This is a genomic window from Streptomyces sp. NPDC001744 (assembly GCF_042892575.1).
Taxonomy (GTDB): domain Bacteria; phylum Actinomycetota; class Actinomycetes; order Streptomycetales; family Streptomycetaceae; genus Streptomyces.
Map to the genome: position 1 here is coordinate 105,011 of NZ_JBIAUG010000013.1, position 19,055 is coordinate 124,065.

General features: G+C 73.7%; 18 protein-coding genes. 10 read left to right on the forward strand and 8 right to left on the reverse strand.

Translation table 11 applies throughout. The annotated features are described in order from the left end of the window. Nucleotides 1-92 precede the first annotated feature (92 nt). Nucleotides 93-764 carry a pirin family protein gene (locus ACFYZY_RS17465; RefSeq protein ID WP_388694599.1) on the reverse strand — a complete coding sequence of 224 codons (672 nt, stop codon included), beginning with the start codon at nucleotides 762-764 and terminating at the stop codon, nucleotides 93-95. A 119-nt stretch (nucleotides 765-883) separates the two neighbouring features. Here ACFYZY_RS17465 and fasR point away from each other — a divergent pair, with 119 nt between their 5' ends. From fasR to fabF, 5 genes are all read left to right on the forward strand, one after another. Beyond that, on the forward strand, nucleotides 884-2,065 hold the full coding sequence (fasR, locus tag ACFYZY_RS17470) for a fatty acid biosynthesis transcriptional regulator FasR (protein WP_388694602.1): 1,182 nt from the start codon (nucleotides 884-886) through the stop codon (nucleotides 2,063-2,065). Between the two features lie 89 nt (nucleotides 2,066-2,154). Then, nucleotides 2,155-3,075: an ACP S-malonyltransferase gene (locus ACFYZY_RS17475; protein ID WP_388694604.1), complete on the forward strand. Its 921-nt coding sequence runs from the start codon at nucleotides 2,155-2,157 to the stop codon at nucleotides 3,073-3,075. An 18-nt stretch (nucleotides 3,076-3,093) separates the two neighbouring features. Beyond that, entirely contained in the window at nucleotides 3,094-4,125 is a 1,032-nt protein-coding gene (locus tag ACFYZY_RS17480; protein ID WP_388694607.1) for a ketoacyl-ACP synthase III, read from the forward strand. A gap of 55 nt (nucleotides 4,126-4,180) precedes the next feature. After that, nucleotides 4,181-4,429 carry an acyl carrier protein gene (locus tag ACFYZY_RS17485; RefSeq protein WP_388694609.1) on the forward strand — a complete coding sequence of 83 codons (249 nt, stop codon included), beginning with the start codon at nucleotides 4,181-4,183 and terminating at the stop codon, nucleotides 4,427-4,429. Nucleotides 4,430-4,507: 78 nt separating this feature from the next. Then, the gene (gene fabF, locus ACFYZY_RS17490; protein ID WP_388694610.1) at nucleotides 4,508-5,770 is read left to right on the forward strand and encodes a beta-ketoacyl-ACP synthase II; all 1,263 of its coding nucleotides are present in this window, start codon (nucleotides 4,508-4,510) and stop codon (nucleotides 5,768-5,770) included. Between the two features lie 66 nt (nucleotides 5,771-5,836). Here the strand turns inward: fabF and ACFYZY_RS17495 are convergent, their stop codons facing one another. Further along, nucleotides 5,837-6,331, reverse strand: a complete 495-nt coding sequence (locus tag ACFYZY_RS17495; RefSeq protein ID WP_388694613.1) for a DUF3145 domain-containing protein — start codon at nucleotides 6,329-6,331, stop codon at nucleotides 5,837-5,839. Nucleotides 6,332-6,589: 258 nt separating this feature from the next. Between ACFYZY_RS17495 and ACFYZY_RS17500 the strand changes: the two genes are divergently transcribed. Then, on the forward strand, nucleotides 6,590-7,483 hold the full coding sequence (locus ACFYZY_RS17500; RefSeq protein WP_388694616.1) for an SGNH/GDSL hydrolase family protein: 894 nt from the start codon (nucleotides 6,590-6,592) through the stop codon (nucleotides 7,481-7,483). A gap of 59 nt (nucleotides 7,484-7,542) precedes the next feature. Here the strand turns inward: ACFYZY_RS17500 and ACFYZY_RS17505 are convergent, their stop codons facing one another. Then, nucleotides 7,543-9,981: a glycoside hydrolase family 3 protein gene (locus ACFYZY_RS17505; RefSeq protein ID WP_388694619.1), complete on the reverse strand. Its 2,439-nt coding sequence runs from the start codon at nucleotides 9,979-9,981 to the stop codon at nucleotides 7,543-7,545. Nucleotides 9,982-10,136: 155 nt separating this feature from the next. On the opposite strand from ACFYZY_RS17505, the gene ACFYZY_RS17510 reads away from it, so the two are divergent. Continuing rightward, nucleotides 10,137-10,712 (forward strand): TetR/AcrR family transcriptional regulator, encoded by a 576-nt coding sequence (locus tag ACFYZY_RS17510; RefSeq protein ID WP_388694622.1) that lies wholly within the window; start codon nucleotides 10,137-10,139, stop codon nucleotides 10,710-10,712. A 42-nt stretch (nucleotides 10,713-10,754) separates the two neighbouring features. Next, nucleotides 10,755-11,468, forward strand: a complete 714-nt coding sequence (locus ACFYZY_RS17515; RefSeq protein WP_388694624.1) for a carbon-nitrogen hydrolase family protein — start codon at nucleotides 10,755-10,757, stop codon at nucleotides 11,466-11,468. Between the two features lie 90 nt (nucleotides 11,469-11,558). Here ACFYZY_RS17515 and ACFYZY_RS17520 read toward each other — a convergent pair whose 3' ends face one another. Next, entirely contained in the window at nucleotides 11,559-13,751 is a 2,193-nt protein-coding gene (locus ACFYZY_RS17520) for a M4 family metallopeptidase (RefSeq protein ID WP_388694627.1), read from the reverse strand. A 135-nt stretch (nucleotides 13,752-13,886) separates the two neighbouring features. On the opposite strand from ACFYZY_RS17520, the gene ACFYZY_RS17525 reads away from it, so the two are divergent. Then, nucleotides 13,887-14,861 (forward strand): LysR family transcriptional regulator, encoded by a 975-nt coding sequence (locus ACFYZY_RS17525; RefSeq protein WP_388694629.1) that lies wholly within the window; start codon nucleotides 13,887-13,889, stop codon nucleotides 14,859-14,861. A 170-nt stretch (nucleotides 14,862-15,031) separates the two neighbouring features. On the opposite strand, the gene ACFYZY_RS17530 is transcribed toward ACFYZY_RS17525, so the two are convergent. The 3 genes from ACFYZY_RS17530 to ACFYZY_RS17540 form a co-directional block, all read right to left on the reverse strand. Next, complete coding sequence (locus ACFYZY_RS17530) at nucleotides 15,032-15,847, reverse strand: EI24 domain-containing protein (RefSeq protein ID WP_388694630.1); 816 nt, start codon at nucleotides 15,845-15,847, stop codon at nucleotides 15,032-15,034. A gap of 184 nt (nucleotides 15,848-16,031) precedes the next feature. Further along, nucleotides 16,032-16,454 (reverse strand): organic hydroperoxide resistance protein, encoded by a 423-nt coding sequence (locus ACFYZY_RS17535; protein WP_388694632.1) that lies wholly within the window; start codon nucleotides 16,452-16,454, stop codon nucleotides 16,032-16,034. 81 nt (nucleotides 16,455-16,535) lie between these two features. Next, nucleotides 16,536-17,549, reverse strand: coding sequence for an NADP-dependent oxidoreductase (locus tag ACFYZY_RS17540; RefSeq protein WP_388694634.1), 1,014 nt, complete (start codon nucleotides 17,547-17,549; stop codon nucleotides 16,536-16,538). Nucleotides 17,550-17,651: 102 nt separating this feature from the next. Between ACFYZY_RS17540 and ACFYZY_RS17545 the strand changes: the two genes are divergently transcribed. Then, nucleotides 17,652-18,086, forward strand: coding sequence for a MarR family winged helix-turn-helix transcriptional regulator (locus ACFYZY_RS17545; RefSeq protein ID WP_388694636.1), 435 nt, complete (start codon nucleotides 17,652-17,654; stop codon nucleotides 18,084-18,086). Nucleotides 18,087-18,125: 39 nt separating this feature from the next. On the opposite strand, the gene ACFYZY_RS17550 is transcribed toward ACFYZY_RS17545, so the two are convergent. Further along, the gene (locus ACFYZY_RS17550; RefSeq protein WP_388694639.1) at nucleotides 18,126-18,974 is read right to left on the reverse strand and encodes a hypothetical protein; all 849 of its coding nucleotides are present in this window, start codon (nucleotides 18,972-18,974) and stop codon (nucleotides 18,126-18,128) included. Nucleotides 18,975-19,055: the final 81 nt, after the last annotated feature.

The following is a 19,055-nucleotide window of genomic DNA, read 5'->3' on the forward strand; positions in this document are numbered from 1 at the left end:
GCCGCCCCGGTCCGCTCGGCGGATCCTTCTCTTCGGCCCGCGTCCTCGCGCAGCACGTACGCGATGCCCCGCGGGGATTCCGGGACGACCGGTCAGAACGCCCGCCGCATCTCCCACACCAGCACCTCCGCGTCGCGGGTCGCGAGCAGGGCCAGGCCCTTCGCGTCGGTGACGCGGGCCGCGTCGCCGGGCGCCAGCTCCTCGTCGCCGACGCGCACCGTGCCGCGCACCACGTGCGCGTACACGAAGTCAACGTCCGGGAGCGGCACCCGCCCGCCCTTCGCCGGGCGGTGGACGCGCAGGGTCGCGCCCGCCGCCGCCACCTCGTACGGGGCCGCGTCCCCGAGCCCCCGCACCACCCCGTACGACGGCTCCCCGTCGAACGACAGCGGCGCGAGCCACATCTGCACGAAGACCAGCGGCACGTCGGCGTCGTTGCGCTCCACGTGCCGGACCCCCGCCGCCGCACTCAGGTGCTGGAGGTCGCCCGCGCGGACGGCCGTGGCGCGTCCCGTCGAGTCGCGGTGGGTGAGTTCGCCCTCCACCACCCAGGTGACGATCTCGGTGTGGCGGTGCGGGTGCTCGTCGAAACCGGCCCCCGGCGCCAGTCGCTCCTCGTTGCAGGCGATCAGCGAACCGAAGCGGAGGTTGTCGGGGTCGTAGTGCGGCCCGAAGGAGAAGGCGTGCCTCGTTCCGATCCCGGCCGCCGGGTCGCCCCCGGGGTACCGTCCGGCCGCGCGCTGGATGCGTATCACGGGGCCCACCGTAGCCGGGGCCCGCGCTCCGGGGCCGTCCCGTCGCGACCGTCCCGCCGTACCCCCCGCCGGGGGCGAACCCGCCCCGACCCCGCACGCCGACGCCCCGATAAGGCAGTCTTGTCCCCGTGCCTGAACCCGTGAACCGCCCCCATCCGCACGCCGCGACCCTGAAACGCCTCGAACAGTCCTCCGGGCGGCTCGCCGCCGGCGCCATCGCCCGCATGGACGAGACGCTGCCGTGGTACCGCGCGATGCCGCCCGAGAACCGGTCGTGGATCGGTCTGGTCGCCCAGGCCGGCATCGCCGCGTTCACCGAGTGGTTCCGGCACCCCGAGACCCCGCAGGCGATCTCGACGGACGTCTTCGGCACCGCGCCGCGCGAGCTGACCCGGGCGATCACCCTGCGCCAGACCGTGGAGATGGTCCGGACCACGATCGAGGTCATGGAGTCCGCGATCGAGGAGGTCGCCGCCCCCGGCGACGAGTCGGTGCTCCGGGAGGCGCTGCTCGTCTACGCCCGGGAGATCGCCTTCGCCACGGCGCAGGTGTACGCGCAGGCGGCCGAGGCGCGGGGCGCGTGGGACGCCCGCCTGGAGTCGCTCGTGGTGAACGCCGTGCTCTCCGGCGAGGCCGACGAGGGCGCCGTGTCGCGGGCCGCCGCGCTCGGCTGGAGCTCCCCGGAGCACGTGTGCGTGCTCCTCGGCACGGCCCCCGACGGGGACAGCGAACTGACGGTGGAGGCGATCCGCCGGGCCGCCCGGCACGCCAAGCTCCAGGTCCTCACCGGCGTCCTCGGGAACCGGCTCGTCGTCATCGCGGGCGGCAGCGACAACCCCCTGGCGGTGGCGAAGGCCCTGATCGGGCCGTACGCGCCGGGCCCGGTGGTGGCCGGTCCCGTGGTCCCCGACCTGCTGGCCGCGACCCGCTCCGCGCAGGCCGCCGCGGCCGGCCTCAAGGCGTGCTCGGCCTGGCAGGACGCGCCCCGCCCGGTCCTCGCGGACGACCTCCTGCCGGAGCGCGCCATCGCCTCCGACCCGTCGGCGCGCGAGCAGTTGGTGGAGGAGATCTACAGACCGCTGGAGGAAGCGGGCTCGGCGCTCCTGGAAACGCTCAGTGTCTACCTGGAACAGGCGAGCAGCCTGGAAGGCGCGGCGCGCATGCTCTTCGTCCACCCGAACACCGTGCGCTACCGGCTCCGACGTGTGACCGACGTCACCGGCTGGTCACCCTCCGACGTCCGCTCCGCCTTCACCCTGCGGATCGCGCTCATCCTCGGGCGCTTGGCCGACGGGGACACGCAGTCCTAGACTTTTGTCGAACACCGACAATTCCCCCGACGGTTCTTCGTCCTTGTCCCCACGGGCGCTCGGAGCCGTCCCCAAGAGAGAGTGTGAGGGTGCTCGTACTCGTCGCTCCCGGCCAAGGCGCCCAGACGCCCGGCTTCCTGACCCCCTGGCTCGAACTCCCCGGCGCCGCCGACCGCATCGCGGCCTGGTCCGACGCCATCGGGCTCGACCTCGCCCACTACGGCACGAAGGCGGACGCGGACGAGATCCGCGACACCGCCGTGGCACAGCCCCTGCTCGTCGCCGCCGGCCTGCTCTCGGCCGCCGCGCTCGGTGACGACCTCGCGCCCGGCATCGTCGCCGGCCACAGCGTCGGCGAGTTCACCGCCGCCGCGTTCGCCGGTGTGCTGGACGACACCGCCGCGCTGCGTCTGGTCCGGACCCGCGGGCTCGCGATGGCCGAGGCCGCCGCGATCGCCCCGACCGGCATGTCGGCGCTGCTCGGCGGCGACCCCGAGGTGACCGTCCCGCACCTGGAGAAGCTCGGCCTGACCCCGGCCAACGTGAACGGCGCGGGCCAGATCGTGGCCGCGGGCACCCTGGAGCAGCTCGCCGCCCTGGAGGCGGACAAGCCCGAGGGCGTGCGCCGGGTCGTCGCCCTCAAGGTCGCCGGCGCGTTCCACACGCACCACATGGCCCCGGCCGTGGCGAAGCTGGAGGAGGCGGCGGAGCTGCTGTCCCCGGCCGCCCCGACCACCCGCTACGTCTCCAACAGGGACGGGCAGGTCGTCATGGACGGCGCCGAGGTCCTGGCCCGCCTGGTCGGCCAGGTCGCCAACCCGGTCCGCTGGGACCTGTGCATGGAGACCTTCAAGGACCTGGGCGCGACCGCGCTGATCGAGGTGTGCCCCGGCGGCACCCTGACCGGCCTCGCCAAGCGGGCCCTGCCGGGCGTGGCCACGGTCGCCCTGAAGACTCCCGACGACCTGGACGCGGCCCGTACGCTCGTCGCCGAGCACGCGGCCGTCTGACAAGGAGTGTCGAGAAGCATGTCGAAGATCAAGCCCAGCAGGGGCGCCCCGTACGCCCGCGTCCTCGGTGTCGGCGGTTACCGTCCCACCCGGGTCGTGCCGAACGAGGTGATCCTCGAGAAGATCGACTCGTCCGACGAGTGGATCCGCTCGCGCTCCGGCATCACCACCCGGCACTGGGCCTCCCCGGAGGAGACCGTCGCCGCGATGTCGGTGGAGGCGTCGGGCAAGGCCATCGCGAACGCCGGGATCTCCCCGGAGCAGATCGGCGCCGTGGTCGTCTCCACGGTCTCGCACTTCCACCAGACCCCGGCCATCGCCACGGAGATCGCGGACCGGATCGGCGCGGGCAAGCCCGCCGCGTTCGACATCTCCGCCGGCTGCGCGGGCTTCGGCTACGGCCTGACCCTCGCCAAGGGCATGATCGTCGAGGGTTCGGCGGAGTACGTGCTCGTCATCGGCGTCGAGCGGCTCAGCGACCTGACGGACCTGGAGGACCGCGCGACGGCCTTCCTGTTCGGCGACGGCGCCGGCGCCGTGGTCGTCGGCCCGTCCGACGAGCCGCACATCGGCCCCACGGTCTGGGGTTCCGAGGGCGACAAGGCGACGACGATCCGGCAGACCGTGCCGTGGGACGCGTTCCACGGCGGCGACGCCTCGAACCTCCCGCTCGACAAGCAGGGCGCGATCAAGTTCCCGGCCATCACGCAGGAGGGCCAGGCGGTCTTCCGCTGGGCCGTCTTCGAGATGGCGAAGGTCGCCCAGCAGGCCCTGGACGCCGCCGGCATCACGGCGGACGACCTGGACGTCTTCATCCCGCACCAGGCCAACATGCGGATCATCGACTCGATGGTGAAGACGCTGAAGCTGCCGGAGCACGTCACGGTCGCCCGTGACGTGGAGACCACCGGCAACACCTCGGCCGCCTCGATCCCGCTCGCGATGGAGCGGCTCCTGGCGACCGGGGAGGCGAAGAGCGGCGACACCGCGCTCGTCATCGGCTTCGGGGCGGGTCTCGTCTACGCCGCGACGGTCGTTACCCTCCCCTAGGCACCCGGATCTCCCGGAAGCCCCTCACCGAAGCAATCACAGAAGGAGCGCCACCATGGCCTTCACCCAGGAGCAGATCGTCGAAGGTCTCGCCGAGATCGTCAACGAGATCGCCGGCATCCCGACCGAGGACGTCCAGCTGGACAAGTCCTTCACCGACGACCTGGACGTCGACTCGCTGTCCATGGTCGAGGTCGTCGTCGCCGCCGAAGAGCGTTTCGACGTCAAGATCCCGGACGAGGACGTCAAGAACCTCAAGACCGTGGGCGACGCCGTCGACTACATCGTGAAGCACCAGGGCTGATCAGCCCTCGCTGACCCGGTCAGCCACCCGGCGGTGGCGCCGTATTTCGACCATCACACACATGGAGAAAGAATTCCTGTGAGCTCGACCAATCGCACCGTGGTCGTCACCGGTATCGGCGCAACCACACCGCTGGGTGGCGACTCCGCATCGACCTGGGAAGGTCTGATCGCGGGGCGCTCCGGCGTCCGTCCCCTCGAGGGAGAACGTTTCGCCGAACTGCCCGTCCGGATCGCCGCGACGGCCGCCGTCGACCCCGGTGACGTCCTGCCCCGCCCGCTCGCCCGCAAGCTGGACCGCTCGGCGCAGTTCGCCCTGATCGCGGCCCGCGAGGCGTGGGCCGACGCGGGCTACACCGCCCCGGCCGGCGAGGACGAGAAGATCGCGCCCGAGCGGCTCGGTTCCGTCATCGCCTCCGGCATCGGCGGCGTCATCACGCTGCTCGACCAGTACGACGTGCTGAAGGAGAAGGGCGTCCGCCGCGTCTCCCCGCACACCGTGCCCATGCTCATGCCCAACAGCCCCTCCGCCAACGTGAGTCTGGAGGTGAACGCCCGGGCGGGCGTCCACACCCCCGTCTCCGCGTGCGCGTCGGGCGCCGAGGCGATCGGCTACGCCGTCGAGATGATCCGCACCGGCCGTGCCGACGTGGTCGTCGCCGGCGGCACCGAGGCGGCGATCCACCCGCTGCCGATCGCCGCCTTCGCCAACATGATGGCGATGTCGAAGAACAACGACGAGCCGGAGAAGGCGTCGCGTCCGTACGACACGGGCCGGGACGGCTTCGTGCTCGGCGAGGGCGCGGGCGTCGTGATCCTGGAGTCCGAGGAGCACGCGCGGGCGCGCGGCGCGCGGGTCTACTGCGAGGTCCTCGGCCAGGGCGTGTCGTCCGACGCCCACCACATCGCGCAGCCCGAGCCGACCGGCCGGGGCATCTCCGCCGCACTGCGGTACCTGCTGGACTCGACGGACCTCAAGCCGGCCGAGGTCGTCCACCTGAACGCGCACGCCACGTCGACGCCGCAGGGCGACGTCGCCGAGATCAAGGCGCTGCGGAGCGTCCTGGGCGACGACCTGGACCACGTCGCGATCTCCGCGACGAAGTCGATGACCGGTCACCTCCTGGGCGGTGCGGGCGGCATCGAGACCGTCGCGACGGTCCTGGCGCTCCACCACCGGCTCGCCCCGCCGACGATCAACATCGACGACCTCGACCCGGAGGTCGGGGCGGACATCGTCCGCGACGAGCCGCGCGAGCTGCCGCAGGGCACGATCGCCGCGATCAACAACTCGTTCGGCTTCGGCGGCCACAACGTGGTCCTGGCGTTCCGCACGGTCTGAGCCGCGTCGTCCGCCTGAGGCCCGCCCCCGCCACGGGGACGGGCCTCACGCGCGTCTGCGGGCCGTTCAGACGACCTGGTGGAGCCAGCGGACCGGAGCGCCCTCGCCCGCGTACCGGAAGGGCTCCAGCTCGTCGTCCCAGGGCTTGCCGAGGAGTCCGGCGATCTCGGCCTCCAGCGGGGTGCCGCTCTGCGCGGAGCGCGCCAGGGCGGCCCGCAGCCGGTCCTCGGGGACCAGGATGTCCCCGTGCATGCCGGTGACGGCGTGGAAGATGCCCAGGTCGGGGGTGGCGCTGTAGCGCTCGCCCTCGGCGGTGGGGCAGGGCTCCGCGGTGACCTCGAAGCGGAGCATCCGCCAGCCGCGGAGGGCGGAGGCCAGGCTGGAGGCGGTGCCGGTCCGGCCCTGCCAGGAGAGCTCGGTTCTCCAGGTGCCGGGGGACGCCGGCTGGCGGACCCAGTCGAGCTGGACCCTCGCACCGAGGACGCCCGCCACCGCCCATTCGACGTGCGGGCAGAGCGCGCGCGGTGCGGAGTGAACGTACAGGACTCCACGTGTCGTCACCGGGACCTCCAGTGTGGGACGAGGTTCGCCTTTCCCAGCGGCCTCAGTAAACATCATCAGGAGTGGATCTTCACAAATCGCCTGAAAGAGGACAGTTTGTGACGTGACGTAATTTACCGGAACCGGTCGGGGAGGGCGCCTCTGGTTCGACGGGGGAAAAGCTACCGTGCCGCGCCGTCGCCGGGGTGACGTACGGTCGGTCCTGAGCGGGTGCACACGAAGCTTTCACCCGCCAGGACGCCGAAGGAGGGGCCGGGGATGCGCGGGCGACGCCGTTTCCGTACCGCCGTCGCCGCCGCGACGGCGGCGCTGCTGTGCGCGGGAGCGTCGGCCGGGTGTTCGTCCGGGGCGCCGGAGAGGGCGGCCCCGAGCCGGACGGCGACACCCGCGCCCGTCCCCACGCCCACGTCCCTGTGGGACACCTCCCCCGCCTCCGTCGCGGCCGTGGGCGACTCCCTCACCCGCGCCTTCGACGCCTGCTCGCTCCTCGCGGACTGCCCCGAGGCGTCCTGGGCGACCGGGACGGACCCCGGCGTCAACAGCCTGGCGCTGCGCCTCCTGGGCCCGGAGCGGGTGGCCGGACACAGCTGGAACCTGGCGCGGACGGGCGCGCGGATGGCGGAGCTCCCGGAGCAGATGGCCGCCGCGGCGGCCCGGAAGCCGGAGCTGGTGACCGTGCTGATGGGTGCCAACGACGCCTGCCGGCCCACGCCGGACCTGATGACGCCGGTCGCGGACTTCCGCGCCTCCTTCGCCTCGGCGCTCGCCCGGCTGCGGGCGGGGGCGCCGAAGGCCCAGGTGTACGTGGCGAGCGTGCCGGACCTGAAGCGGCTGTGGGCGACGGGCCGGCTCGACGCGGCCGGGCTGCGGATCTGGGAGCTGGGGGTCTGCGGCTCGATGCTGGCGGACGCGGCGGACCTGGGGCCCGCGGCGGAACGGCGTCGCGCGACGGTGTCGGAGCGGGTGGTGGCGTACAACGGGGCCCTGGCGGAGGTGTGCGCCGGGGACGAGCGCTGCCGGTACGACGGCGGGGCGGTGCACGGCTTCCGCTTCGGCGCCGGGCAGCTGAGCCCCTGGGACCGGTTCCATCCGAGCCGGGACGGCCAGGCGCGGCTCGCGGAGCTGGCGTACCGGCGGATCACGGAGCGCTGAGGGGGCCCCGGAGCGGGTGTCAGGTTCCGCTCCGGGGCCCGTCCGGGGCCCCGCCGGGGTCAGATCTCCAGGGTGGCGGTCAGACGCACGTCGGCGAGGGAGCGCGCCGCTCCCACTTCGTATGCCCCGGGGACGGGGATCCAGTCGTGCTTCTCCTCGTCCCAGACCTCGAAGGCGCGGCGGGGCAGCGTGATCGTGGTCTCCACGGTCTCGCCGGGGGCCGCCGTGACGCTCGCGAAGCCGGCGAGCCAGCGGCGGGGGCGGGCGGCGGTGTCGTGGCGCGGCGCCAGGTAGATCTGGACGGTCTCGCGGCCGGGCCGGCCGCCGGTGTTGGTGAGCCGGACGGTGGCGGTGCCGGGGCCCGCGACCAGGGAGTCGTACGACCAGTCGGTGTAGCCGAGGCCGTGGCCGAAGGGGTACGCGGGGACGGCGCCGGTCCGGTCCCAGGCGCGGTAGCCGATGAAGACGCCCTCGCCGTAGTCGAGCGCGCCGTCGGTGGGGGTGGTCGTGGTGACGGGGGCGTCGGCGAGGGCGGCGGGCCAGGTGGTGGGGAGGCGGCCGCCGGGCTCTTCGGCGCCGGTGAGGACGTCCGCGAGGGCGGCGCCGCCCTCCTGGCCGGGGAACCAGCTCAGCAGGATCGCCGCCACGTCCTCGCGCCAGGGCATTTCGACCGGGGAGCCGGCGTTGACGACGACCACGGTGTTCGGGTTGGCGGCGGCGACGGCCCGGACGAGGTCGTCCTGACGGCCCGGGAGGGCGAGGTCCTTGCGGTCGAAGCCCTCGGACTCGACGCGTTCGGTGGTGGCGACGACCACGACGGCGGTGTCGGCGGCACGGGCGGCCCCGACGGCTTCGGCGATCAGTTCGTCCGGGTCACGGCGCGGACCGAGGTGGACGAGGGAGAACGCGACGGCCGGCAGCGGGGCCGCGAACTCCTTGTCGGGGGTGTGGCGCAGGGAGACCCCGACGGTCTCGCCCGCGGTGAGCGCGACCCGGCCGCGCTCGACCGGGGAGCCGAAGAACGCCTCGAAGGGGTCGGTCTCGTCGCCCATGGCCTGGACGCCGTCGAAGACGGTCTCGCCGGCGACGGTGAGGGTGAAGGCGCCGAGCCCCCGGGTGCCGAAGGCGTGCTCGCCGGTCTCGCGCGGGGTGAAGGTGCCGGTGATCTCGACGGAGGCCAGGGCCTCGTGGGTGACGCCGTCGGGCAGGTCGCCGCCGATCCACTGGACCTGCCCGTGCGGCAGGGCGCTCTCGCCCAACACGTTCCCGGCGGCGTCCCGGCAGCGGGCGCGGAGGGTGAAGCCCTGCCCGGCGGGGGCGGGTTCGTCACTGGGGTCGGCGCCGACCGCGTAGGTCAGGGCCCCCTCGGGGAGGGCGGCGGCGAGTCCGTCGAGCGGGGAGACCACGTGGTCGGGGAAGACCTGGGCGGAGCCGCCGCCGAGGACGCGGGCGTCGCGGGCGGCCGCGCCGGAGAGGGCGACGGTGGTCCCGGCGGCGAGGGGCAGGGCGCCGTTCTCGTTCCGCACGAGGACGGCGCCGCGGTGGGCGATCTCGCGGGCGAGGGCGTCGCCGTCGACCGGGGCGGGGGGCGTGGTCACGGCGGGCGGGGCGCCTTCGAGGGCGCCGACGCGGGCGGCGAGGCGCAGGACGTTGCGCACGGCGGCGTCGACGGCGGACTCCTCGACCTCGCCGGCGCGGACGGCGGCGGCCAGGGCCTCGCCGTAGACGGTGACCGGGCCGGGCATGGCGACGTCGAGGCCGCCCCGCAGGCAGGCGGCGGTGGAGCGGGCGGCCATCCAGTCGGAGACGTTGAGGCCGTCGAAGCCCCACTCGCCGCGCAGGACCTCGTTCACCAGCCGGTGGTGCTCGGTCATGGTCACGCCGTTGACCCGGTTGTAGGCGGTCATGACGCCCCAGGGACGGGCGTTCGCGACGATGGCCTCGAAGGGGGCGAGGTAGAGCTCGCGGAGCGGGCGCGGGCCGACCCGGTTGTCCACGGTGAAGCGGTCGGTCTCGGCGTCGTTGGCGACGAAGTGCTTGACGGTGGTGCCGACGCCGCCGTCCTGGACGCCCAGGACGTAGCCGGTGCCGATGGCGCCGGTGAGGAGGGGGTCCTCGCTGTACGCCTCGAAGTGGCGTCCGCCGAGGGGGCTGCGGTGCAGGTTGACGGTGGGGGCGAGGAGGACGTGGACGCCCTTGCGGCGGGCCTCCTGGGCGAGGAGCCGGCCGGCCCGGCGGGCGAGCGCGGGGTCCCAGGCGGCGGCCAGCGCGGTCGGGGAGGGCAGGGCCACGGAGGGGTCGTCGGCGGTCCAGCGGACGCCCCGCACGCCGACCGGTCCGTCCGACATGACCAGGGAGGCCAGGCCGATCTCCGGCAGGGCGGGCAGGGACCACATGTCCCGGCCGGAGAGCAATCGGGCCTTGGCGTCCAGGCCGAGCCTGCCGAGCGCCGCCTCGACGGCCGCCTCCCTCACGGACTCCGCACGGGTCTCCGTCACGGCCGTACCTCCTCGTCGACGCACCGGGGCCCCATCGTGCACCCCTTCACCTGTAGCGAGGTAGGTGAAGTTACCGTTCTGTTATCAACAATGGGGACGCGGACGCCGGAGGGGTACGGTCCTGTCCGGACGGACCCGCGGAAGGAGGCCCCGCGATGGCGCGGACCAGGAGCGAGGAGCGGCGCGCGGACATCGTGCGCGCCGCCCTGGAAGTGATCGCCGAGCGCGGTTACCGGGGCGCCTCGCTCGGCTCCGTCGCCGAACGCGTCGGGCTGACCCAGCAGGGCCTCCTGCACCACTTCCCGACGAAGGAGGCCCTGCTCGTCGCGGTCCTGGAGGAGCGGGACCGCTGGGACACGAGCGGCGGACCCGGCCGCGAGGGCTGGCGGCTCGACCTGCTCGACGCCCTCGTGGAGTACAACGCCGTGCGCCCCGGGATCGTGCAGACCTTCTCCGCGCTGCTCGGCGAGAGCGTCACCGACGGGCATCCGGCGCGGGAGTTCTTCACCGGGCGGTACGCCCAGGTGCGGGCGCACATGGCGGAGGTGCTGCGCCTGGAGTTCGGCGACCGGCTGCCCGACGGTCTGACCCCCGAGCGCGCGGCGCCGCTGCTCACCGCCGTGATGGACGGCCTCCAGTACCAGTGGCTCCTGGACCCGTCGGCGGTCGACATGCCGGGCGCCTTCCGGGACTTCGTACGGCTGCTGCACGGCGGCGGGGCCCCCTCGTAACCCCGTGGCCCGTGCGGCCCGCCGGGCGGGATGATGGGGTCCATGATCGTCGCAGCCACCCAGTTCGCCCCGGTCGCCGGGGACATCGACGCCAACGCGCGGACCGTCGCCGGCCTGGTCCGGGCGGCCGGGGAGGCGGGGGCCCGTGTCGTCGTCTTCGCCGAACTCTGCCTCGGCGGGTACGAGCCCACCCTGGTACGGGACTCCCCCGGCCTGGTCCTCACCGAGGACGACCCCCGGCTCGCGCCCGTGCGGGAGGCGTGCCGGGCGGTGTCGGCGGCGGCCGTGGCCAACGGGCCGGTGCGGACGGCGGACGGGCGGCCCGGCGTCACCACGCTGGTGATCGGCCCGGACGGCGGCCTCCTCGCCCGCTACGACAAGCGGCACCTGTACGGGATCGAACGGGAGGTCTTCGCGCCGGGGACGGCGGACGGGCGGTTCGCGCTCGACGGGGTCCGGTTCGCGACGGCCACCTGCTACGACAACCGTTTCCCCGAAGTCGCCGGGCGGGCCGCCGCCGACGGCTGCGCGGTGTACCTGGCGAGTTCGGTGCTGACCGCCGGCAACGACTCGTTCACCGAGGTCTACCCGGTACGGGCCCGGGAGTTCGGCCTGTACGTGGTGGTCGGCAACGTCCTGGGGTCCAACGAGGACGGGGTGGGGCTGGGCCGCGCCGGGGTCTGGGGGCCGGACGGGGAACGGCTCGCGGACGCGGGACCGGACCGGCCGGGGTTCGTCCTCGCCGAGGTCGGCTGATCCCCCGGCGCGGGACCGGGCGCGCGGACGCCGGGCGGCCGTCGGGTCGGCCGCCCGGCGCGGGTCCCCGTGGGGCGGGACCCCGGCCCGCTACGGGGCGCTCAGGCCCAGCGTGTACGCGCCGGAGCCGCTGTAGGCGTGGACCACGTACCGGTAGTAGCCCGCGGTGCCGTAGTAGCTGGTGTCCTCGTCGGCGGTCTCCGTGCCGCCGACCGCCACGTCGGTCCAGCCGTATCCGTTCCACTTCTGCAGGTACAGGTCGTAGTCCTGGCCGGCCGGTCCGCGCAGGCAGCCCGTGTGGGTGCCCGCGGTCGCCGCGTAGTAGTACGAACCGTCGGGCTGGACGGCGGTCTGCCCCGAGGCCAGGCTGCCCCGGTACGTGCGCTGGGCGCCGTCGCAGCCGGTGGGCGGGGTCGTCGTGCCGACCGTCAGCCGGTAGGTGACGGTGTGCGTGGTGGAACCCGTGCCGGTGACGGTGATCGGGTACGTGCCGTTGGGCGTGCCCGCCGCGACCTCCACGGACATCTTGGCGGACTCGCCGGAGGTGACCGAGGAGGGGCTGAAGGAGACGGTGACGCCGCTCGGGGCGCCGCTCGCGGAGAGCTGGACGGTCTGCGCGGTGCCCCCGGTCGTGCTCGTGCCGACCGTGGAGCTGACGGCGCCGCCCGGCTGGACCGAGCCCGAGGACGGGTCGAGGGAGAGCGTGAAGTCGGGGTTGGTGGTGCCGCCGCAGTCGGTCTCACCGGACTGGGCGGGGACGCCGATCGCGTTCCAGGCGGCCTTCACGGCGTTGCACTCGGCGCTGCCGTAGGTGTTCTTGGCACTGGTCAGGGTCGCCCTGCGGGCGGCGAGGTGGTTCCAGGACGAGGTCTTCAGGAGCAGGGCGCCCATGAAGATCTTGCCGGCCTTCTGGACGCCGATGCCGGTCACCGAGGAGGGGCCGCCGGAACATATGGGGCTGCTGGGCTTGCCGCCGCCCGGGTTGGAGCCCTCGGCGAGCAGGTAGAACCAGTGGTTCTGCGGGCCGGCCGCCGCGTGCACCTCGGTCCCGGAGGAGAGCTGGGGGTAGCAGTTGGGGTCGTTGTTGTTCAGGGAGGGGTTGTACATGTACCGGATCGGCTTGTTGTTGCCGGTGAAGTTCAGCTTCTCGCCGACCGTGTAGTCCGGGGTGTCGTTCGGGTTGTCGGCGTAGTGCTCGGTGAGCGCGCCGAAGATGTCGCCGGTGGACTCGTTGAGGCCGCCGTTCTCGTTGGAGGAGCCGGCGCTTCCCGGGGTCCGGTCGAATATCTCGTGGCCGTACTCGTGGGCCACGACGTCGATGCCGGTGAGCTGGTTGGTGCCGTTCTGGTTGCGGCCGTAGGTGGTCTTCGTGCCGTCGTAGTACGCGTTGACCTCGCTCAGCCCGGCGCGGGCCGGCACCATGCCGCCCTGTCCGTTCTGGCCGTTGTAGCCGAACCACTCCTTGAGCATGGAGTGTTCCTTCTGCGCCGCGTACATGATGTCGACGCAGGCGGTCACCAGGTCGTTGGCGCCGTTGTTGCCCCACGGCGGGGTGCCGGTGTAGGCGCTGCCGCCCTGGCCGCCGCACTTGAAGGAGCCGCGGGTGGTGTCGGTCATGGAGCCGGCGGCGGTGTCGATGGTGACGTTGCCGTTGTGGTAGCCGCGTCCTTCGGCGTGCAGGATCTTCTCGGTGGACCGCGCGACGGCCCCGGTGCGGGCGTCGACGTACGTGTCGAGGGAGCTGGGCGCGCCCTTCGCGGTCCGGCCGACGACCAGGGTGTGCCAGGTCAGGACGGCCTTGCCGTCCTTGAGGAGCACGGTGAGTTCGGGGGCGCCGGCGGACTCGACGGAGGCGAGCTGCTTCCGGGCGGTGGCGAGGGCCGCGGCGGCGGGGACCCGGGCCGTGGTGGTGGCGAGGGAGATCGCGGGGACCCTGTCGCCGGTGATCTCGCGGACCGCGCCCGTGGAGTCGGTGAGGACGACCGCGTCGCCGCCGCCGGCGACCGGGAGGCCCTTGTAGGTGCGCTCGTAGGCGGCGTAGTACAGGCCGTTCGCCCAGGGGGTGACGGAGGTGCGGACGAGGTCTTCGTCGGCGCCGTGCCGCAGTTCGTCCAGACCGCCGGACGCCGCGTTGTCGGCGGCGGCCAGGGCGAGGGACCGGCCCTGGCCGGGCGGTGCGGGCAGGGCCTGCGTGGCCGCGCCGGCGGTCCCGGCGAGGGCGGTCGCGAGGCTCGCCGAGAGCGCCAGCGCGGCCACGGCCGCCGTGAGTCTTGAGGGATGCACGCCTGCTCCGTTCGGAGGTGGGGGAGACGGATCGTCGCGCCGAGTATGGGGGCGTGCGCGACCGGCCCGGGACATCCCACACGGCATAAGACGCGGGTTATGGTGCGCCCGTGCGGCGCTGCGTACGCTGCCGGAATGCAGCTGGAGTTGAGGCATCTCGAAGCCGTCTGCCGGATAGCGGAAGCGGGCAGCCTGGGGCGTGCGGCGGTGCGGCTCGGGGTCTCGCAGCCGGCGCTCTCGGCGCAGCTGCGGCGGATCGAGCGGGTGGCGGGCGGTGCGTTGTTCCTGCGCGGGCACACCGGGGTGGAGCCCACGCCGCTGGGCGAGTTCGTCCTGGCCAAGGCGCGTCTGGTGCTCGGCGAGATGGACGCGCTCGCGGCCGGGGCGCGGGCCGTCGCGCCGGACGCCCCGCTGCGGCTCGGCTGCATCCTGCTCGTCCTGGTGGACCGGCTGATGGAACGGCTCGAAGAGGTCCTGGCGGGGCGGGAGATCGCGGTGACCGTGGAGCACTCGGCGACCACGCTGACCCGGCAGCTGGGCGCGGGCCGGTACGACGCCGTGCTGTACGGGGAGGTCAACGACCACGAGGTGGCGCTGCCGGAGGGCGTCACGGCCCGGACGCTGGTCCCCAGGGAGCCGTTCTGCGTGCGGCTCTCGGCCGGTCACCGGCTGGCCGGCAAGGAGCGGATCTCGCTCGCCGAGCTGGCGGGCGAGTCCTGGATGACGCTGGTGGAGGACGACGACGGCGGTCCGGAGGCGCTGGCCGCGGCCTGCGCGCGGGCCGGGTTCGCCCCCCTGCTGCGGCACCGGGTGGCCGACCGCAAGATGCACTACGACCTGATCGCGGCGGGCCGGGCGGTCTCGCTGAGCCAGCCGACGGCGCCGCCGGCCGAGGGGACGGTACTGCGGCCGCTGGAGGGCGATCCGGTCAGCGGACGGATCCGGCTCGCGTGGAACCGGGCGGCGGTGCCCGCCCGGCACGCGGAGCTGCTGTACCGGGCGGCGGCGGAGGCGTACCTGGCGGGCGTCGGCACCAACGCCTTCCACCGGGAGTGGTGGGACGCCCGGCCCGAACTGCACCCGGTCCTCGGGGCCTTCCGCGAGGACTGAGGGGGCCGGGCGCGGCCGTACGGCGCCCCGGGGTGACTCGGGGGAGGGGCCCCGGTCGGTAGCGGCAGACGGCGCCGTGGACGCGCCCGGACCCGCCGTCGTCCACGCTCCTGGCATCGACGGTCGGGGCATCGGCGCTCACGGCCTCGGCGGTCGTGGCGACCGTCCGGTCACCCCTGGCCCGGGACCGGGTGGCCGGCTTCGCGGCCGCTCTCCCTCCCGTCCTCGCCGTCCCGCTCCCCTGCCGGGATCTCCCCCCTCAGGTCACGGGCCATCAGGGTGGCACCGGCGACGGCTCCGGGCATCAGGAGGACGGCGACGAAGGGCACGAGGAAGGCGAGGGTCAGGGGGACGCCGAAGCCGAGCGCGGCCGTCCGGCGGCCGCGCAGCAGCCCCAGCCGCTCCTTGAATTCGACACCGCGGCGCTGGAGCGCGACGGAGGTCAGCTCCTCGGCGAGGAAGAAGCCGGAGACGCAGAAGCCGATGACGGGGACGACGGTCTGGCCGGCCACGGGGATGAATCCGCAGGCGAAGAGCAGGATTCCGTAGAACGCGACCCGCACCAGGATCCGCAGGCTGTCCCGGGCCGAGATCCACAGTTCGCGCCAGAGCGGGAGCCCGGACTCGGGCACCTCGCCGCCTTCGCTGCGGTCGACCTCCTCGGAGAGCGATTCGTAGAAGGGCTGGCCGACGAGGAGGGTGACGGCGGTGAAGGTGATGACGGCGAGGAAGAGCCCGAAGACGAAGACCAGCCCCGTCAGGGTGCCCCGGAGGACATCGATCCAGGGGGAGGACCAGTCGTCGGCGAACGGGGTCGCCCAGGCGGCCAGGTCGTCGGCTCCGTAGCCGAGCCCGACGAGCGCGCCGGCGTAGAGGACGAGGGTCACGAGTCCGGGCAACAGCCCGAACCCGAACCACCGTCCGTGCTTGCCGACCCACTTCTGGCCCTGTACCAGGTACCCGAAACCCACCCCGAGATCACGCATGGGTTCACCCTATCGGCCCACCCCGGCCCGGCCCTGCCCGTGCGCGCGACCGGGAAGGCGGAGACCAAAGACGGGGCGGAGGCCAGGGACGGGGACGGGCACGGCGGAGGCCTGGGACGGCGGGGACGGCGGAGGCCGCACCCCGGTCGGGGTGCGGCCCTCGTGTGCCGTCGCGCGTCCGGGATCAGACGGCGAGTTCGACCGTGATGTTGCCCCGGGTCGCCTTGGAGTACGGGCAGACCTGGTGGGCCTTCTCGATCAGGCTCTTGGCGGTCTCGGCGTCCACGTTCGGGAGGGTGGCCGAGATCCTGACGATGATGCCGAAGCCGTCGTCGTTCTTGCCGATGCCGACCTCGGCGGTGACCGTCGAGCCGGAGACGTCGACGTTCTCGTTGCGGGCGACCACTCCGAGAGCACCCTGGAAGCAGGCGCTGTAGCCGGCCGCGAAGAGCTGTTCCGGGTTGGTTCCCTCGCCGGACCCGCCCATGGCCTTGGGCGGGTTGACGACGACGTCGAGCTTGCCGTCATCGGTGGCGACGCGTCCGTCACGGCCGTTCTCGGCGGTGGCGATCGCGGTGTAGAGGACGTCTGACTGCTGGATGGACATGCCGGGTACTTCCTTCTGCGGTTCGCCGCGACTCGCGCCCACGATCGCGACGGCTGGGGGAAGCCTAGCGGGTCGCGCCGGTCACACCGAGACGATCATCTTTCCGGTGTTGTCGCCGCGCAGCAGTCCGAGGAAGGCGTCCACGCCCTTCTCGATGCCCTCGACGAAGGTCTCGCGGTGCTTCAGCTCACCGGCGGCGAGCCAGCCGCCGACCTCCTGGACGAACTGCTCCTGGAGGTCGTAGTGGTCGCCGACCAGCATGCCCTGGAGGCGCAGGCGCTTGCCGATGATCAGCGCCATGTTGCGCGGGCCGGGGGTCGGCTCGGTGTCGTTGTACTGGGCGATCATGCCGCAGATGGTGGCGCGGCCGTGCACGTTGAACGAGGAGATCGCGGCTTCGAGGTGGTCCCCGCCGACGTTGTCGAAGTACACGTCGATGCCGTCCGGGGCGGCCTCGCGGAGCTGGTCCTTGACCGGACCGTCCTTGTAGTTGAAGGCGGCGTCGAAGCCCAGCTCCTCGACCAGCCACTTGACCTTCTCCTCGGAACCGGCCGAGCCGATGACCCGGGAGGCGCCCTTGAGGCGGGCCATCTGGCCGACCTGGCTGCCCACGGCACCGGCCGCGCCGGAGACGAAGACGGCGTCGCCCTCCTTGAAGGAGGCGACCTCGAAGAGACCGGCGTAGGCGGTGAGGCCGGTCATGCCGAGCACGCCGAGGTAGGCGGAGAGGGGGGCGAGGTCCGGGTCGACCTTGGTCGCGTGCCGGGCGGGCACGTCGGCGTACTCGCGCCAGCCGAGGCCGTGCAGCACGTGGTCGCCGACGGCGAAGCCCTCGGCGTTGGAGGCGACGACCTCACCGACCGCACCGCCGTCCATGGGGTGGTCGAGCTTGAAGGGCGGGACGTACGACTTCACGTCGTTCATCCGGCCGCGCATGTACGGATCGACGGAGAAGTGCAGGTTGCGCACGAGGATGCGCCCCTCGGCGGGCTCGGTCACCGGGGTCTCGCGCAGGGCGAAGTCCGCGGGAGCGGGCCAGCCGTGCGGACGGGCGACGAGGTGCCACTCACGGCTGGAAGCGGGAAGATCGGTCATGGTGCGGCCTCCAGGAAGCTTCAGGTCGAAAAAGATTCACTGCCTGAAACAACCATGCCTCTTGATATTTCATGTTGTCAAGCATCCGGGTAGGATGTCCCCATGGCCACCTCACGCACGGACCCCCTCACCCTCGAAGTCGTCGAGCTGATCGGCACGGTCGTGGCGCGTTACCACGAGGAGTACGAGCAGGTGGCCGCGGAGCACTCGCTGACCGGCGCCCAGGCCCGTGTCCTCGGCCTGCTCTCCCTCGAACCGCTGCCGATGCGCCGCATCGCCCAGAAACTGAAGTGCGAGCCGTCCAACGTCACCGGGATAGTCGACCGCCTGGAGGCGCGCGGCCTCGTGGAGCGCCGGGCCGCCCCGGACGACCGGCGGGTCAAGCTGGCCGCCCCCACGGACGAGGGCCGGGCCACCGCCCGCCGGTTGCGCGAGTCGCTCGACTTCGCGCGCGAGCCGCTCGGCGAGCTGACCGATGTCGAGCGGACCCTGCTGCGGGACCTGCTGAGACGGATGCTGGGCGAGGGCCCGGCGTAACCGGGGCGCGCTCCGCGCCCGTCCGGCCGGAGATTCCGGCTACACGCACCACCAGAGGAAACGGGTACAGGTCGGCGTCGGACTCGGGGTCGGTGCGGGCGTCGGCGTCGAGGCCGGGGGGACGCTCGGCGCGGGACCGGTGGCCGGGGCCGAGGGCGCGCCGGGTGCTCCCGTGAGGGAGGGCGTCGGGTCGCCCGGCGTCGCGGGCGGGGCGGTGGCGGGCGGAGAGGACGGGGCGGCGTCCGCCGGGGAACGCGTGGGGGTGCGTTCGCTCCCCCGCCCCGGACCGGTTCCGGAGCCCCGTCCGGCTCCGGAGCCGCCCGGGCCGCTGCCGCCGTCCGCGCCGTGGCTGTCCGAACCGCCGCCCGAGCCGCTGCCGGTGGCCGGCGCCGTACCCGCCACCGGTCCCGTCCCGGCGTTCGCGCCGGCCGGGCGGGAGCGGGTGGGCGCGGAACCCGGCGCGCCCGTGACCGGCGCCGGGCGCGAACCGTCCGGTGGCCCGGAGCTCTCGGCGGGCTCGCTCGGCAGCGGGGTTTCGGTGACCTCCAGCTCCTCGACGGCCGTGGCGGCACCGCCGGACGGCGACCCCTCCAGGGCCGGCCGGGCCAGGCCCATCGCCCCGGCCGCGAGCACCAGCCCCGTCGCCCCCACCAGAGCGGCACGCCCCCGCGACCTCGACCGCCGGCGCGCGGCGCGGCGCCCCCCTGCGGCCGGACGCGGCGGCTCGACCAGGTCCAGTTCGTAGACGTGCTCGGGTTCGGCGGCCGGAGTCCCCGGGTGGACGGGAGCGCGGGGGGTCCCGTGCCGCAGTTCCTCGACGGGAGTCCCGCACCCGGCGCAGGCGAGGGCCCCGTTGAGATGCCGTCGGCACGCGTGGCAGTAGTCCATGGAGTCCGCAGGCTATGCGGCCCGGCACGGCGCCAGGTAGGCACGGAGGTGAGGATTCTGTGAGGAACCCGCAGGTCGGAG

Coding starts and splice junctions, on each gene's coding strand:
- ACFYZY_RS17480 (WP_388694607.1), top strand. CDS start 3,094: ATGTCGAAGATCAAGCCCAGCAGGGGCGCCCCGTACGCCCGCGTCCTC.
- ACFYZY_RS17485 (WP_388694609.1), top strand. CDS start 4,181: ATGGCCTTCACCCAGGAGCAGATCGTCGAAGGTCTCGCCGAGATCGTC.
- ACFYZY_RS17500 (WP_388694616.1), top strand. CDS start 6,590: ATGCGCGGGCGACGCCGTTTCCGTACCGCCGTCGCCGCCGCGACGGCG.
- ACFYZY_RS17510 (WP_388694622.1), top strand. CDS start 10,137: ATGGCGCGGACCAGGAGCGAGGAGCGGCGCGCGGACATCGTGCGCGCC.
- ACFYZY_RS17515 (WP_388694624.1), top strand. CDS start 10,755: ATGATCGTCGCAGCCACCCAGTTCGCCCCGGTCGCCGGGGACATCGAC.
- ACFYZY_RS17525 (WP_388694629.1), top strand. CDS start 13,887: ATGCAGCTGGAGTTGAGGCATCTCGAAGCCGTCTGCCGGATAGCGGAA.
- ACFYZY_RS17530 (WP_388694630.1), bottom strand. CDS start 15,847: ATGCGTGATCTCGGGGTGGGTTTCGGGTACCTGGTACAGGGCCAGAAG.
- ACFYZY_RS17535 (WP_388694632.1), bottom strand. CDS start 16,454: ATGTCCATCCAGCAGTCAGACGTCCTCTACACCGCGATCGCCACCGCC.
- ACFYZY_RS17540 (WP_388694634.1), bottom strand. CDS start 17,549: ATGACCGATCTTCCCGCTTCCAGCCGTGAGTGGCACCTCGTCGCCCGT.
- ACFYZY_RS17545 (WP_388694636.1), top strand. CDS start 17,652: ATGGCCACCTCACGCACGGACCCCCTCACCCTCGAAGTCGTCGAGCTG.
- ACFYZY_RS17550 (WP_388694639.1), bottom strand. CDS start 18,974: ATGGACTACTGCCACGCGTGCCGACGGCATCTCAACGGGGCCCTCGCC.